The sequence below is a fragment of the Longimicrobiaceae bacterium genome, from assembly GCA_035936415.1.
Taxonomy (GTDB): Bacteria; Gemmatimonadota; Gemmatimonadetes; order Longimicrobiales; family Longimicrobiaceae; genus JAFAYN01.
Genome location: DASYWD010000169.1, coordinates 13,565 through 28,886, shown reverse-complemented (window position 1 = coordinate 28,886; position 15,322 = coordinate 13,565). Strand labels below are relative to the sequence as shown.

Sequence of the window (15,322 nt, the reverse complement as noted above, 5' to 3'; positions counted from 1 at the left end):
TGTTGTCGGAAGTCAACAACAAAGGCTCCGGCATCCGGGACCCTCACACCGGGCTCGGCGTGCTTGACCACGGCACGACAGCAGTCCGTCGGAGCCGCTGGTTGGCACCGGTCCTGCTCCCGGAGTGTTGATCGAGCCCTACGTGACCTCCAACAGGCGAGCAATGGACCAGCGGGAGAAGATCGACGGATCCGCGCATCCCGACCCGAGTGCGACGGGCGCACCCGGCGAGCTGAGGGGAGAGCGTCCCGGAGTGCCTGGCCGGGAGAGCCAGGAACGCGAGGCGGCGTGGCACCGAGGCAGGGCTCGCGCTGGAGAGTCGGGTGCGAGCCCGCAGGAGTCGGACCGTCCGCGGCAGGGTCTGCCCGGGCGTGGCGTGGCGATGCGGATGTTCGCCGCGCTCGCGGAGAACGTGCGCGACTACGCCGTCTTCCTCCTGGACCCGGACGGGATCGTCATCTACTGGGGCGAAGGGGCGCGCCTCATGAAGTGGTGGACCGCGGACGAGGTCGAAGGCGCCCACCTGCGCGCCATGTACCTCGACGGCGGCTCGGAGGACGGAACCGCCGAGGAGCACCTTCAGAGCGCGGCCGAGCGGGGGGAGTACACGGGCGAGGGACAGCGCGTCCGAAGCGACGGCTCCACCTTCTGGGCCGGGGTCGCGCTCACGGCCCTGCGCGATGCGGACGGCACCCTGCTGGGCTTCGCCAAGGTGACTCGCGACCTGACGGCGCGCCATGCGGCCGAGGCGGCGCTCAGGGCTGCGAGCGAATCCGCCGAGGCACTGAGGGCAGGGCAGGAGGCGAACCGGAGCAGGGCCGAGTTCCTGACGACGCTCAGCCACGAGATCCGCACCCCGGTCAACGCGATCATCGGTTACGCAGACCTGCTGGAGATGGAAACGGCGGGCTCACTCGCCAGCGAGCAGCGAGCCCACGTCGAGCGCATCCGATCGAGCGGCAGGCACCTGCTGGGGCTGGTGAACGACACGCTGGACCTCTCGCGCATGGAAGCGGACCGGATGCCCTTCGGCGGGGCGGTGGAACGGATCGGACCTGCGGTGGAGGGCGCTCTCGCGCTGGTGGAGCCGCAGGCGAAAGCGAAGACGCTTCGCCTGGCGAACGAGATCTCCGGGTCCGCCGCCGATACGCCCTACTATGGAGACGAGGAGCGGGTGCGGCAGATCGTGGTGAACCTGCTCGGGAACGCGGTCAAGTTCACGCCCGGGGGCGGGCGGATCACCGTCAGTGCCGGGACGGCGGAGCATGCCTCGCCGGAAGCCGACCTGAAGGGGCCGGGGCCGTGGGCGTGGATTCGCGTCGAGGACACGGGGCCGGGGATCCCACCGGAGCGGCTCGCGGCCATCTTCGAGCCGTTCGAGCAGGCTGACATGTCCGGGGGCCAGCATGGCGGGAGCGGGCTCGGCGTTACCATCAGCAGGCGGCTGGCGCGCCTCATGGGTGGCGACATCACCGCGCGAAGCGAGGTGGGCCTCGGAACGAGCTTCTTCCTCTGGCTTCCCGCGGTGGGGAGCATGGCGCGCCAGCCTCGCCCGGAGGCCTCGCTCGACGGCGCAGCCGCCACCGAGAACGAGCAGGCGAGGCCCGGTAGCCGCCCGCACCCCGAAGATACGGATCGGCAGGATACGAGCCGCGCCCAGAGGACGTTCCTGGCCGAGGCCAGCCGGTGCCTGGCCGATTCGCTCGACTACGAGACCACACTCGAGACCGTCGCCGGGCTCGCTCTCCCTCTGCTCGGCTCCTGGTCCATCGTGGACCTCGTGAGTCCCGACGGCTCGGTTCGGCGGCTCTCCATCGTCCACGCCGATCCCGCGCAGCAGGCCATCGCGCGGGAGCTGAAGGAGGGCTGGCCTCCTCTCCGTGACGACCCGATGGGCGTCCCCGTCGTCGCACGCACCCGGCGCGCGGAGGTCGTCCCGGAGATCACCGAGGCGTTCCTGGTGAGTGTCGCCCGTACCGAGGAGAACCTGGCTCGACTCCGCGCGCTGGGGATGTCCTCGCTGATCACCGTTCCCATGTCCGCTCGAGGGCGGGTGCTCGGGGCGATCACCTTTGTCACGTCGTCCGCAGGCCGCCGGTTCGACAAGGCCGACATGTCGGTCGCCGAGGATCTGGCCGCGCGGTGCGGGATCGCGATCGACAACGCCCGTCTGCACCGCGCGGCGCTGGCACTGGTCGAGGCTGAACGCGCGAGTGCTCGGAAGGAGGCCGAGGAGCAGATCAAGACCGAGCTCCTCGCGACCGCCAGTCATGAGCTCCGCACGCCGCTCAACATCATGGCCGGGTACCTGGAGCTTCTGACCATGGAGATCGCGGGCCCGCTGACCACCACCCAGAAACATTACGTGGAGCGAGTCCGGGCCGGCGAGAAGCAGCTCCTGCGCATCGTGGAGGACATGCTGAACTTCGTGCGCCTCCACGAGAAGAAGGTGGAGTACCACCTCGACGACGTGGGTCTTTGCTCGGTTGTCGAGGACGCATCGGGAGCCTACCGACAGAGCTTCGAGGAGAATGGGTTGGAGCTCGTGACCCGTTGCGAACCCGGTGTTTGTGCGCATGCGGATCCGGCCAAGGTCTGGCAGATCCTGATGAACCTGCTCTCCAACGCGCGTAAGTTCAGCGAGGCCGGCGGCGAGGTGGCGGTCGAGTGCAGGATGGATGGAGATCGGCCGACGATTCGGGTCCGTGACACCGGGCAGGGCATCCCGCCCGAGAAGCTGGACTCCGTGTTCGAGCCGTTCGTGCAGGGAGACGGGAGCCTCACGCGTCCTGCGGAGGGGATGGGACTTGGCCTCTCAGTCAGTCGGCAGCTTGCGCGAGACATGGCGGGCGACCTCACGGTGGAAAGCACCATCGGTGTGGGCTCCACGTTCGTCCTGTCGCTCGCGCCGGTCCAGGAGAGCTGAAGGGAATCTCAAGGCCCTCCTCCTGCTCCGCCGGATACCCCGGGCGGTGCCGACTTCGGGAGCCGGAGCGTGAAAGTGCTCCCCACCCCCAGCTCGCTCTCGACGGACAGCTCTCCGCCGAGCAAGAGCGCCAGCTTGCGGCTGACGCCGAGACCCAGGCCGGTGCCCTGTTCCCTTCGCGTCAGGGAGGGATCGACCTGCTCGAAGGCCTCGAAGATGGTCTCCAGGTGCCTGGGGGCGATCCCGCCCCCCGTATCACGGACCTGGAAGACCACGCCACCGCCCGGCGCGGGTTCGAGCTTGAGCGCGACTTCACCTCGCTCCGTGAACTTGATCGCGTTGCTCAACAGGTTGAGGAGGATCTGTCTCACCTTCCGGGCGTCAGTCTCGATCGAGACGCGGTCCTCCGGCACGCTGACCAGAAGCGCCAGCCCCTTCTTGGCCGCGAGTGGCTCGACGACCGTGGCCGCCTCCCGGGCGAGGTCGGCGGCACTCACCGGTTCGAGCCTGAGCTCCTCCTTGCCTGCTTCGATGCGAGCGTGGGCCAGGATGTCCTCGATGAGGCCCAGCAGGTGCCACGCGCTCTTGCCGATGCGTTCCACCTGCCTCCTGGGAGTTTCCGCGAGCGGGCCGGAGATCCCATCGACCAGCAGGTCGCTGAACCCGATGATTGCATTCAACGGCGTTCTCAGCTCATGCGACATGACGGCCAGGAATTCGCTCTTCGCGAAGTTCGCGGCTTCGGCCTCGTGGCGGGCCCGGCCCAGCTCGATCATGAGGTCTCGCACCTCGCACTGGCGCGCGCGGGCCTGGAGCAGGGAAGTCATCAGGGAGATCAGAGCCGGCGCGCGGATGGGCCGCTCGAGGACGACGATGCTCCGGCCGGGCATGAGCTTGGCGAAGTACCGGAACCAGGTCGCGGTGCGCTCCAGGTCGGCGACGAACACGGTGACCGGCAGGTCCGACCAGTCGGGTTGGGCCTGGAGTGCCGCGGCAAACTTCCGAGCGTCGGCCTCGGCCGAGATCGCCTCCTCGAGGAGTAATGCGGCGCCGGCGCCATGGCCGATCTCGGTGCACAGCTCCCCCATGGTCGCGCAAACCTCGCAGGCGAACCCTGCTCTCTCGAGGATGTCGCGGGCGAGCGGGGCGGTCCGCCCGATCGGCGCCAGGATCAGAATGCGTCTCTCGACCGCACTTCGATCTGTGGTCACTACCGGGGATACCTCGGCGAGATGTCCCTCGTCGGTCACGATCGCCTTACCTCGGTGTCCAGGGGCGCAGGATTCCCCGTGAGGAGGCCCCGGAAGCCGCGGAGCGGATCACCGACCTGGATGCCTCCTCCGGTGATGATGAGCTCCCGGATCATCTTCTCGTGGTCGCCATATCGCTTCTTGAAGACGGAGAGCGCGCGCCGAATCTCGCCGTTGGTCTCGAAGTGGCGAAAGAGGAGCACCGCGTCCGCGAGGTAGCTCACGTCGATCGGGCCGGCCAACGTCGAGCCGACGATCCCGTGCTGGGCGACCACCAGGATCGTGAGAACGCCCTGGCCGCTCAGGTAGTGCAGGAGGTCGTGCATCTGCGTGAGGAGCATCTGCTCGTCCGGCATTGCGCTGATGTAGCCGGTGAGGCTGTCGATCGTGACCACGCGCACGCCCCGATCCTGCACCTGCTGTCGCACATGCTCGGCGAACTCGCCCGGCGAGAGCTCGGCCGTGTTGATCGGGCGGATCAGCATCATGCCGGAGTCGATGTAGGAGCGGACCGGCATCCCCAGGCTCTCGGAACGGCGGATGAAGGTCTCGGGCCGCTCTTCGAAGAGAAAAGCTGCGGAACGCTCGCCGCGCTCCGCCGCCGCACTGGCATACAGGGTGGCAACCGAGCTCTTCCCCGCGCCGGAAGGACCGACGAAGAGGCAGGAGGTCCCTTCGGCGAGCCCGCCGCCCACCAGCTGGTCGAGCATCTCGACCCCGCTCTCGAGGAGCTTTCCCTCGTGGGCGCTCTCCTCGCCCGGCAGGAGGCGCGGGAAGACGACGAATCCGCCGGTCTCGATGCGGCAGTCGTGCAGGCCCTCGCCGTAGCCCATCCCCCGCATCTTCAGCACCCGCAGGCGCCGCTGTGCGTTGCCGAAGCGGGTCAACGTGTGATCGAGGAGGATCACGCCGTGGGCGATGTGCTCCATCTCGCGCGTTCCACGCAGCTGCGGCTGCGTATCGAGGAAGATCACCGTGGCGCCGGAGTCGGCGAACAGCTCCCTCAGGGTGAAGATCTGTTGCTGGAAGCGGGTCGGATCGTTGGCGAGGAGGCGGAGCTCCGCGATGGCGTCGAACACGACCCGGCTTGGACGAATGCGCTCGACCACCTCCAGGACTTCCTCCATCACCTCCGTGAGCTCCACGTCGCCGGTCGGGAACAGGGCCTGATCCGCGATGGCGGCCTGGGCGGTGCCCGGCCCCTTGAGCTGATGGACGTGGATTCCCTCCAGGGACCAGCCGTGCGACGCGGCGGTGTCCTGGAGGTCTGCTTCGCGCTGCGTGAGGGTGATGAAGAGGCCCGCCTCGCCCAGATCACGGCCCGCAAGCAGGAACTGGAGGCCGAAGGTCGTCTTGCCGGTGCCGGGCTCGCCCTGGACGAGGTAGATCTCCCGCTTCGGTAGGCCGCCCTCGAGGATCCGGTCCAGACCCTCCACCCCGGTGGGGATCCTCTGGCTACGCCGCGCCGTCAGGGCGCCAGAGCGTCCGGAGTGATTCGAGCCTTCCACCATCTCGTCTGGTTCGCGGTCGCCATGCATTCGCTCACTCTGGAAAAAAGCCGCAGAGGCCGGTGTATGCGTGCATCTGCCCTACCGCGCTGGCGGATTCCCGGCAGGCGGTAGATCGTGCCTCCAGCGAGGAAGATGCATGCCAGAGCCCGACTCCAGTGGAGCCGGACCTCCTCGATCCGCCGAAGTTGTTCTGTTTCTCCGGTTGAGAGCGGGACCACAAAAGTGGTGAATCGGCAGGTCTCCCAGGAGGCATCACTATTGACCATCCGGACAATATAGGGTAGATTTATTTACCATCTGATCAATAGGAAGCGCGATGCGGGTAGAGCTCCGCCAGGAACATCATACGCTGATCGCGGGGCTGGCCGGCGATTGGGAGCTGGGGAACCCGACGCCGCGCTTCGACCGCCTCGTGGATGGCCGGGCGCCCGGGCACCCGCCGCGGGCGCTCGCATTCGAGACGGCGGAGCTGGGCAGGTGGGACAGCAGCCTGCTCACCTTCCTGCTGCAGGGCATGAACTACTGCGAGGCCCACGGCCTCGAGTTCAGGGAAGACGGCCTGCCGGAGAGCATCGCTCGTCTCCTGGCGCTCGCCCGGGCCGTGCCGGAGAAGGTCGCCGTTCGCGAGGAGACCGGATCGTCGTTCCTCGCCCGGCTCGGGACGAAAGGGCTCGCCTCCTTCGACGCCTTCCTCGCATCCGTCGCATTCTTCGGCCAGGTGGCCGAGAGCGCCGGGAGGCTGGTTCTCTTCCGAACGCGGCTGCGCTGGCGCGACTTCTGGGTCGTGGTCCAGTCGAACGGCTCGGGCGCTCTCCCCATCGTCACGCTGATCAGCTTTCTCGTGGGGCTGATCATCGCCTTCCTGGGCGCGGTCGTCCTGCGGCGGTTCGGGGCGGGCTACTACGTGTCGTACCTGGTCGGCTACGGGATGCTGCGGGAGATGGGCGCGCTGATGACGGGGATCATCATGGCGGGCCGGACGGGCGCCGCCTTCGCCGCCGAGCTCGGAAGCATGAAGATCACGGAGGAGATCGACGCGTTCGAGACGCTCGGGCTCTCGCCCGTCGACCACCTCGTGCTGCCGCGGGTGCTGGGCCTCTTCGTGATGATGCCCGTGCTTACCGTCTACGCGATGTTCGTCGGCATCGTCGGCGGGCTGCTCGTCTCGGTCACGCTGCTGGACCTCACGCCCACCCAGTTCATCGGCGGCCTGCTGACGCCCGTCACGCTCGCCGACGGGCTGCTGGGGGTCTTCAAGGGAACGGTCTTCGGCCTGATCATCGGCATCGCGGGCTGCATGCGGGGAATGCAGACGGGGAGCGACGCGGGAGCGGTGGGAAGGGCCGCGACGTCCGCCGTGGTCACGGGCATCACCCTGATCATCGTGGCCAATGCCGTCATCGACTGGATCTCTGCCCTCGTGGGAGTCTGAGGTCGAAATGAATGAGACAGCCGCGATCGAAGTCAGGGACCTGACGATGGCGTACGGCGGCCGTGTCGTCATGCGGGACCTGAGCTTCCAGGTCCGGCGGGGGGAGATCTTCGTCATCATGGGCGGGAGCGGCGGCGGCAAGAGCACCCTGCTGAAGCACCTGATCGGCCTGAAGAAGCCCGCCGGGGGAGCGATCCTGTTCGACGGCGAGGACTTCGGAGAGGCCGACGAGGCGGCCCGGAAGGGGATGCTCCGCCGCATGGGCGTGCTCTACCAGAACGGCGCGCTGTGGAGCGGGCTGACGCTGGCCGAGAACGTGGCGCTCCCGATCGAGGAGTACACGGAGCTGCCCCCCGCGGCGATCGCCGAGGTGGTCTCGCTGAAGCTCGCGCTGGTCGGGCTGCGCGGCTTCGAGTCGTACTACCCCGTCGAGATCAGCGGCGGGATGCGCAAGCGCGCCGCCCTCGCGCGCGCCGTGGCGCTGGACCCGGAGGTGGTCTTCTTCGACGAGCCTTCGTCCGGCCTGGACCCGATCACCGCGAGCCGCCTCGACGACCTGATCCTGCAGCTGCGGGACAGCTTCGGCACCACGATCGTCGTGGTGAGCCACGACCTCGACAGCATCTTCAAGATCGCCGACCGGGCGGTCTTCCTGGACATCGAGCAGAAGACCATGACGGCGCTCGGCAATCCTGCCGACCTGCGGGAGAACCCGCCGAGCGAAGAGGTGCACCGGTTTCTCACACGCAGCGGCGACGTCGAGGGACGCTCCGCCTCCGGACGCACCCGAGAAAGGATGTCCCTATGAGCATTCGCGCCAATCCGACCGCCATCGGGCTGTTCATGATCGGCGGCATCATCCTGGCGGTGACCGGCGTCGCGACGCTGGCCTCCGCCTCCTGGTTCGAGAAGCAGACGATCTTCATCAGCTACTTCGGGGAGTCGGTGAACGGGCTGGAGGTCGGCGCACCGGTGAAGTTCCAGGGTGTGCCGGTCGGCCGCGTGACGAACCTCCACATCCAGATCGAGCTGAAGGACAAGACCTTCCAGGTGCCGGTGCAGTACGAGATCGACCTCACCCGCCTGACGTCGGTGGCCGGCACCTTCGTCCAGCTGGACGACGAGCGTGTGCTGCGCCAGCAGATCAAGGACGGCCTGCGGGCCCAGCTGCAGATGGAGAGCATGGTCACCGGCCAGCTGTACATCGAGCTCGCGTACCGCCCCACCGCGGCGGCGCCCGAGCTGGAGCGGCGGCCGACTCCCTATCCGGAGATCCCGACGAGCCCTTCGCTCCTGGCCGCGTTCGGGACCCAGGCCGGCAGCATGGTGGGAGACGTGCTGAAGATCCTGTTCCGGGTGAACGAGATGCTGGAAGAGGTGAACATGGAGGAGCTCAACCGGTCGGTGGTCGCATCGGCCGGGGCCGTCGAGCGCCTGGCCGAGTCGCCGGGACTGCAGACGGCACTCGCGGACGCTCCGCAGATGACCGCGCAGCTCACCCGCACGATGGCCGAGATGGAGTCGCTGGCCGCACGGCTCGGCGCGACGGTCGATCCGCTCCAGCTCCAGCTGGCGGGCACCAACTCGGAGATGGTGCTCACCCTGCAGGCGGTGCGGCAGACCATGGAGGAGACGAGGGGCCTCATCTCCCAGGATTCGGGGGTGGGCTACCAGATGGAGGAGGCGATGGCCAGCATGGCCGCTGCGGCGGAGGCGCTGCGCGCGCTCGCCGTCACGCTGGAGCGGAATCCCGACATGCTCATCCGCGGGAAGCGGCCGAGCGAGAACTAGGATGCGGTACGCAATGAAAACGACGCGCCTGATCGTCCTCTGCGCCCTGGCGGGCCTGGCGGGGTGCAGCCTCTCCCACGGAGAGCCGCCCCAGCGGCACTACGTGCTGGGGGGAAACCGGGTGCAGGGGAGCGAAGCGCCGCGCCCGGGTCTCGCCGGCCTCACGGTCGGAGTGCGGCGGCTGCAGCTCGCCTCGTACCTGGAATCTCCCTCCATCGCGGTTCGCCGGGGACCCCAGGAGATCACGTTCGCCGAGTTCCACCGCTGGGGCGAGCCTCTCCCCGGGGGGATCAGCCGGGCGGTCGCCGGCTACCTGACCGCGGGGGCGCCCTTCCGCGCCGTCGACGTCGCGCCGTGGCCGCTCCGGGAGAAGTACGATCACCTGATCCAGCTCCACGTGTCGCGCTTCGAGGGCGTGGCGCCCGCGGACCCCGCGGCGACCGGGGGGGAGGCCCACCTGCTGGCCACCTGGGAGATCATCCGGCAGCGGGACGGGGAGGTGCTCGCACGGGGGACCACCGACTACCGGAAGGACGGGTGGCGGGTGGGGGACTACGCCGGGCTCGTCGCCCTGCTCGACGCCGGACTGCACGTCCTTTCGAACGACCTGATGACCAGCCTCGAAAAGCTCGGCGCCCCGTAGGCGGTCACGACCGAACCCATCAGCCCCGAGCGACATGCGCCTGCGGAACCTGGAGAGCCGCGTCTTCGTCTCCCTCGTGCTCGTCACGACGGCGTTGTTCCTGTGGATGGTCCGGGGCTTCCTGCTGCCGGTGTTCTGGGCGGCGGTCTTCGCCATGCTCTTCCAGCCGCTCTTCCTGCGCCTCCTGGTCCTTCTCGGGGGACGGCGCAGCTTCGCGGCCGCCGGCAGCACGCTCGTGGTCGTCGTCGCCGTCCTGGTCCCGGCCGGGCTGCTCGTCGGGGCCCTGGCGCAGCAGGGGCTCTCGGTCTACCAGCGCATCGCGTCGGGCGAGATCAACGCCGACGCCGTCGTCCACTTCGTCGAGCGCTCCCTGCCGGCGCTCACCCGCGTGCTGACGCGCTACGGGGTCGACGTCGAGCGGGTGCGGGATTCGCTCCAGGGCGCAGCGGGGTCGGCCACGCGGTACGTCGCCGGGCAGGCCCTCGCGGTGGGGCAGAACGCCCTCACCCTCGCGATCCTCTTCGGGCTGATGCTCTACTTCCTCTTCTTCTTCTTCCGGGACGGGGAGCGGATCGTACGGGCGCTCATCCGCGCGATCCCGATGGGAGACGAGCGGGAGGAGCGGCTGTTCCGGAAGATCGCGGAGGTCTCGCGGGCGACGGTGAAGGGGACGATCGTGGTGGCCGCGGTGCAGGGCGCCGTCGGCGGGGTGCTGTTCGCCCTCGTGGGGATCCAGGCCGCCGTGTTCTGGGGAGTGGCGATGGGCGTCCTCTCGCTGCTGCCGGCGGTGGGAGCCGCGCTGGTGTGGGTTCCGGCCGCCGTCTTCCTGCTCGCCACCGGAGCGTTCTGGAAGGGGATGGTGCTGATCGCCGGCGGCACGCTCGTCATCGGGCTCGTGGACAACGTGCTCCGCCCCATCCTCGTCGGGCGGGAGACGAAGATGCCCGACTACCTGGTGCTGCTCGCCACGCTGGGGGGCCTCACCGTGTTCGGGCTCGCCGGCTTCGTGGCGGGACCGGTCGTCGCCGCGCTCTTCCTGGTGACGTGGCAGATGTTCGCCGACGAGTACGCTCCGCTCGACTCCTCGGTGCGATCCGCGGTTCCCACGGCACCTCCCGATCCCCGCGCGGCGGACTCCCCGGCCGCCACGGCCCCTATCCTTCCACGCAGACAGGAGCGTCCCATGGAGCCGCAGGAGAACAAGCAGCTCGCGCTGCAGAAAGCGATCAACGCCCACGAGCAGGCTGCCGCATCGCTCACCGACCTCATGGACGGCCTCGCTGGAGAGACCTACCAGGCCATGCTCGAACGGATCGAGCAGAACATCGTCGGCCTTCGCCGGGTGGCGGCGAGCTCGAAGCCGGGGGACCACGTGTGACCACCCGTCCCCGCGACGACGACCAGAACAGATCGAGTCACCAGCAGGGTGTAGACGGAATGAGACTCGCCGATTTCATCCTCGCGAACCGCGAGCCGATCCTGCGCGAATGGGAGGCCTTCGCACGGACCTGCGCGCCGGCCAGCGGCACCATGGACGTCGACGCGCTCCGGGACCATGCCGATCAGATGCTCACGGTGATCGCCGCGGACCTCCGAACGCCTCAGGACGGCGTCGAGCAGACGGAGAAGTCGAAGGGGCATGCACGGGCCGAGGATCCCGACGCCACGACGGCGGCCGAAGAGCACGGGGCGGGCCGGGCCGACAGCGGATTCACCGTGGAGCAGATGGTGGCCGAGTACCGGGCGCTGCGTGCCAGCGTCATCCGGCTGTGGACGAAGGAGAAAGGTGAGCTGGTTCCCGAGGACGTGGAAGACCTGACCCGCTTCAACGAGGCCGTCGACCAGTCGCTGGCCGAGTCCGTGTCCCAGTACAACCAGGAGCTGGAGCAGTCGAAGGAGATCTTCCTCGCCATCCTGGGCCATGACCTCCGCACGCCGCTGGGGGCGATCTACACCTCCTCCAGGTTCATGCTCGACCTGGACGAGCTGGAGGAGCCCCACCGCACGCTCACCGCGCGCATCGCGGACAGCGCCACGCGCACGATCCAGATGGTGGGCGACCTGCTGGACTTTACGCGGAGCCGTCTGGGGGGAGGCATCCCCGTGGTGCGGACGGAGGTGAACCTGGGGAGGGTCGTGCGCGACGTGGTGGACGAGGTCTCGGCGGCGCACCCGGGATGCCGGATCCAGGTGGACACCCGCGGGGATGAAGTGGGGCAGTGGGACCAGGCCCGGCTCAGCCAGGCGCTGACCAACCTGGTCGTCAACGCCGCCCAGCACGGTGCGGAGGGAGCCGCGGTCACGGTCGAGATCCGTGGCGAGGAGGACCAGGTCGCCGTCCTGGTCCACAACCGCGGAGCGGCGATCCCGCCCGACCAGCTCGACGGGATCTTCAACCCCATGAAGGCGAGGGAACTGCCCGTAAAGGCCGCGGGCAGGGGACCGACCGGGAGCCTCGGCCTGGGGCTCTACATCGCCGAACGGATCGTCAGCGCCCACGAGGGGCGCATCGCGGTGGAGTCCTCCGAGGCGAACGGCACCACCTTCACCGTCTGGCTGCCACGCGACGAGAAGCCGGTCCGAGCAGCGGCAGACGGAGGATGAACGAGGAGCCCGCTCCCACCTCACTCTCCACGTCGAGCTCGCCGCCCATCTGCTGCACCAGCGCATGCGAGATCGCCAGTCCCAGGCCGACTCCCGGGGCCTCCGCCGTGCCCTCGCTGCGGTAGTACGGCTCGAAGATGGCCGCCCGCTCGGCTTCCGCGATGCCGGGCCCGCTGTCGGTCACCCGGATCGCGCCCCAGGACGCCCCGGGCGCGACGTGCTCGGAGGTCGTGACCGTGATGGTGCCGTCCTGCGGCGTGAACTTCACGGCGTTGCCGATCAGGTTCACCAGGACCTGCCGCACGCGGGCATGGTCCGCCGTCACCGTCGCGTCGGCCTGCACGCAGAGCTGCAGCGCCTGGAGCTTGGCGTCGGCAGCGGGGATCAGCAGGTGGACCGCTTCGCGCGCCACGTCCGCGAGGCGGACCGGCTCCGCGCCGACCCGCACGACGCCCGCGGTGAGCCGCGCCATGTCCATGACGTTGTCCAGCAGCGAGAGCAGGTGCCGGCCGCTCATGCGCACCCGGCCCAGGGTCTCGCGCTGGCGGTCGTTGATGGGCCCCTGGATCTCCTCCTCCAGGATCGCGCAGTAGCCGTCGATGGCGCCGAGCGGAGTGCGGATGTCGTGGGCCAGGGTGGAGAGCGCCCGGTCCTTGGCGGTGGTCGCGCCCTCGCTGGCGCGCAGGCGGTCCTCCATCTCCGCGCGGACCTCGCCTCCGAGCCGCGCGTTCTCGATCGCGACGGCCGCCTGGTCGGCGAGCGCGGAGAGCAGGGACTCGTCCGCGGCGGTGGAGGGCTGCCGCGTCGCCACCGCGAGCAGCCCGGTGACCGCGCCGCCCACCACGAGCGGCACGGCGACGAAGCAGTCGTCGGGGACGGCGAGCAGCCCCTGCAGCCGGCCGATCACCTCGTCGTCGAGCGGCGCGCGGAAGCGGGTGACGCGCTCCTCGTCGATGCCGTGCGCGGCGCGCACGTGGAGAAGGCCCCCGGCGTCCCCCAGCATGAGCACTGCGGCCCCGGCATCGAGCAGCTCGGCGCCCCGCTCCACCGTCAGCCGCGTGACCTGCTCCAGCGAGGTGGTGTAGGTGAGCGCGCGGCTGACCTCGGTGAGCCTGCGCAGCTGCGCGAACCCCGGGCCCGCGGTCTCGAAGCCGGACCCGGTGGTCGTCACAGGACGGTCAGGCCGGCCGCGGTGATCTGCACTTCCCGCACCTTGGTGTCGTGCGCGCTGCCGCGCGTCTTCAGGACGCGCAGCTTGCGGCGGGTCCTCTCCTCGCCGTCCACCGTGAGCAGCAGCACGTTGTCGGAAAGGTAGCTCATCGCGTTCTGCATCCCGTCTCCGGCGATCGAGTTGCCCGAGGTCTCGAAGTTCAGCACGCTGGTGATGGTGCTCACCGCGAAGTGCTGCACCAGCGCGTAGAGGTAGTCGTGCAGGCGCTGCGGGTCGGTCGCGGCGCTGGCCAGGTCTCCGAGCGCGTCGATGACGAGCCGCCGCACGCCTCCCTGCTGGATCCTGCGGAACATGTCGACGATGATGCTGTCGATCTGCAGCTCCACCGGCGACGCGTACACCAGGTCCAGCCCCTGCGCCTGCGCCTGCTCCAGGTCCACGCCGAGCCCGCGGATGGTGCGCATGAGCTGCGTGGGGTTCTCCTGGAAGTTCATGTACAGGCTGGGCTCGCCGCGGCGCGCGCCCTCCAGCGCGAACTGGAGCCCGATGGTGGTCTTCCCGGCACCCGAGGGGCCCGCGAGCAGCGTGGTGGTGCCGCGCCACAGCCCGCCGTCCAGCATCTCGTCCAGCCCGCCGACGCCCGTGGAGATCCGCTCGGAGGCCGGCTCGTACCCCTCCGGCATCCGCGGGCTGACCAGCCTGGGATAGATGACCAGGCCGGAGTCGCTGATGCGGAAGGCGTGCGCCCCCTCCAGGTAGCGGCTGCCGCGCAGCTTGTAGACGCGGAAGTACCGCTCGTCCCGGTTCCCCAGCCGGCGCCGCGACAGCTCCACGATCCCGTCCGCGACGGCGAACTCCGGGTAGCGCAGGATGTCGTCCTCGGTGTATTCGCCCAGCAGGAACGCCGTGGTCCCGTACGCCGTGAGCAGCGCCGTCATCTCGTAGACCATCCGGCGGCGCTCGGCCGGCTCCGGCGCGAGGTCGTGCACGGCCTTGAAGGAATCGATGACGATGACCTTGGGCGACAGCGTCTTGATGGCCTCGCGCAGCAGGGGGATGAGCGCCCCCGCCCCGTCCTCCGCCAGCTGCGGGCCCACGTCCTCGTAGATCACCTGCGTCCCCAGCTTCGTCTCGTCGAAGAAGGTGAACCCCTGCAGGTACCGGACGACCTTCGCCAGGGGCTCGGACAGGGTGGTGAGGTAGAGGATGGGCCGGTCGTCGCCCGCGTTGTGGAAGATGAGCTGCTCGGCGAAGATCGTCTTCCCGGAGCCGGGGTGGCCCATGATGATGTTGATGGAGTCGGCCGGGAACCCGCCCCCCAGGATGTAGTCCGCTTCGGCGTTGCCCACGCTCATCCGCTCGGTGGGCTCACCAAGGTCCTCCCTGGGATCGGTGCGGCGGTCCTGGATCATCACGTCTGGCATTGCTCCTCCATTGCCTCGGATGGCTGCGCCGCGACCAGCTCCTGGACCGCAGCCACGAATGTCGACTCCACGACCGGCTTGCGGAGGAACGCCCTGGCTCCCGCCTCGTCCGCCCGCGCCGCCGCGGCGAGGATGCTGAACACCATCACGGGGATGTCCCGGGTGAGCGGGTCCTCCGCCAGGCGGCGGCAGAGCGCCAGGCCGTCGATCCCGGGGATGAGGATCTCCGTGACGACGAGCGCCGGCCGGGCCGCCCGGGCGCGCTCGAGCGCGTCCGGCCCGCTGTCCGCGAACTCCACGGCGAAGCCGGCCTTCCCCAGAAAGTGCTCCTGAAGCTCCCGGACGTTCCGGTCTCGCTCGGCGATCAGTATCACGCGTTCTTCCGTCTGGTCGATCTGCATCCCACCTCCTCAGGCGGAGCTTGGCCCGACCGGTTCCCGGTGTGGAAGGGCGCGGATGGGAAGAGTTTGTGTGGAGGCCGGCGAGCCCTGCAAACTGCGAGCCCTGCCCGAACGTGGAGCCCCGGCCACGCTTTCCGGAAGGGCGTGGACGGGGAGCGGCGGCGTGGAG

General features: G+C 69.2%; 12 protein-coding genes. 7 read left to right on the top strand and 5 right to left on the bottom strand.

Annotated features, from left to right (window positions below):
* Positions 1-388: 388 nt before the first annotated feature.
* Positions 389-2,926, top strand: a complete 2,538-nt coding sequence (locus VGR37_06430) for an ATP-binding protein (GenBank protein ID HEV2147018.1) — start codon at positions 389-391, stop codon at positions 2,924-2,926.
* Between the two features lie 8 nt (positions 2,927-2,934).
* Here VGR37_06430 and VGR37_06425 read toward each other — a convergent pair whose 3' ends face one another.
* Together VGR37_06425 and VGR37_06420 are read right to left on the bottom strand one after the other, a co-directional pair.
* Positions 2,935-4,176 carry an ATP-binding protein gene (locus VGR37_06425; GenBank protein HEV2147017.1) on the bottom strand — a complete coding sequence of 414 codons (1,242 nt, stop codon included), beginning with the start codon at positions 4,174-4,176 and terminating at the stop codon, positions 2,935-2,937.
* Complete coding sequence (locus tag VGR37_06420) at positions 4,173-5,612, bottom strand: ATPase domain-containing protein (GenBank protein ID HEV2147016.1); 1,440 nt, start codon at positions 5,610-5,612, stop codon at positions 4,173-4,175. Before VGR37_06420 ends, VGR37_06425 begins: the two co-directional genes overlap by 4 nt.
* Positions 5,613-6,003: 391 nt before the next feature.
* Here VGR37_06420 and VGR37_06415 point away from each other — a divergent pair, with 391 nt between their 5' ends.
* The 6 genes from VGR37_06415 to VGR37_06390 are packed head-to-tail and all read left to right on the top strand — an operon-like array spanning position 6,004 to position 12,157.
* Positions 6,004-7,119, top strand: a complete 1,116-nt coding sequence (locus tag VGR37_06415) for an ABC transporter permease (protein HEV2147015.1) — start codon at positions 6,004-6,006, stop codon at positions 7,117-7,119.
* Positions 7,120-7,126: 7 nt separating this feature from the next.
* Complete coding sequence (locus tag VGR37_06410) at positions 7,127-7,927, top strand: ATP-binding cassette domain-containing protein (GenBank protein ID HEV2147014.1); 801 nt, start codon at positions 7,127-7,129, stop codon at positions 7,925-7,927.
* The gene (locus VGR37_06405) at positions 7,924-8,910 is read left to right on the top strand and encodes an MlaD family protein (protein ID HEV2147013.1); all 987 of its coding nucleotides are present in this window, start codon (positions 7,924-7,926) and stop codon (positions 8,908-8,910) included. The genes VGR37_06410 and VGR37_06405 overlap by 4 nt, the downstream gene beginning before the upstream one ends.
* A 13-nt stretch (positions 8,911-8,923) precedes the next feature.
* Positions 8,924-9,553: a PqiC family protein gene (locus VGR37_06400; protein ID HEV2147012.1), complete on the top strand. Its 630-nt coding sequence runs from the start codon at positions 8,924-8,926 to the stop codon at positions 9,551-9,553.
* Positions 9,554-9,587: 34 nt separating this feature from the next.
* Entirely contained in the window at positions 9,588-10,931 is a 1,344-nt protein-coding gene (locus tag VGR37_06395; GenBank protein ID HEV2147011.1) for an AI-2E family transporter, read from the top strand.
* 59 nt (positions 10,932-10,990) lie between these two features.
* On the top strand, positions 10,991-12,157 hold the full coding sequence (locus VGR37_06390) for a sensor histidine kinase (protein ID HEV2147010.1): 1,167 nt from the start codon (positions 10,991-10,993) through the stop codon (positions 12,155-12,157).
* On the opposite strand, the gene VGR37_06385 is transcribed toward VGR37_06390, so the two are convergent.
* From VGR37_06385 to VGR37_06375, 3 genes are read right to left on the bottom strand one after another with little or no spacing between them, the layout of a single operon-like run.
* Entirely contained in the window at positions 12,099-13,328 is a 1,230-nt protein-coding gene (locus tag VGR37_06385; protein ID HEV2147009.1) for a HAMP domain-containing sensor histidine kinase, read from the bottom strand. The genes VGR37_06390 and VGR37_06385 overlap by 59 nt on opposite strands.
* Positions 13,325-14,752 carry an ATPase domain-containing protein gene (locus VGR37_06380; protein ID HEV2147008.1) on the bottom strand — a complete coding sequence of 476 codons (1,428 nt, stop codon included), beginning with the start codon at positions 14,750-14,752 and terminating at the stop codon, positions 13,325-13,327. The genes VGR37_06385 and VGR37_06380 overlap by 4 nt, the downstream gene beginning before the upstream one ends.
* Entirely contained in the window at positions 14,740-15,153 is a 414-nt protein-coding gene (locus VGR37_06375) for a response regulator (protein ID HEV2147007.1), read from the bottom strand. Before VGR37_06375 ends, VGR37_06380 begins: the two co-directional genes overlap by 13 nt.
* Positions 15,154-15,322 lie beyond the last annotated feature (169 nt).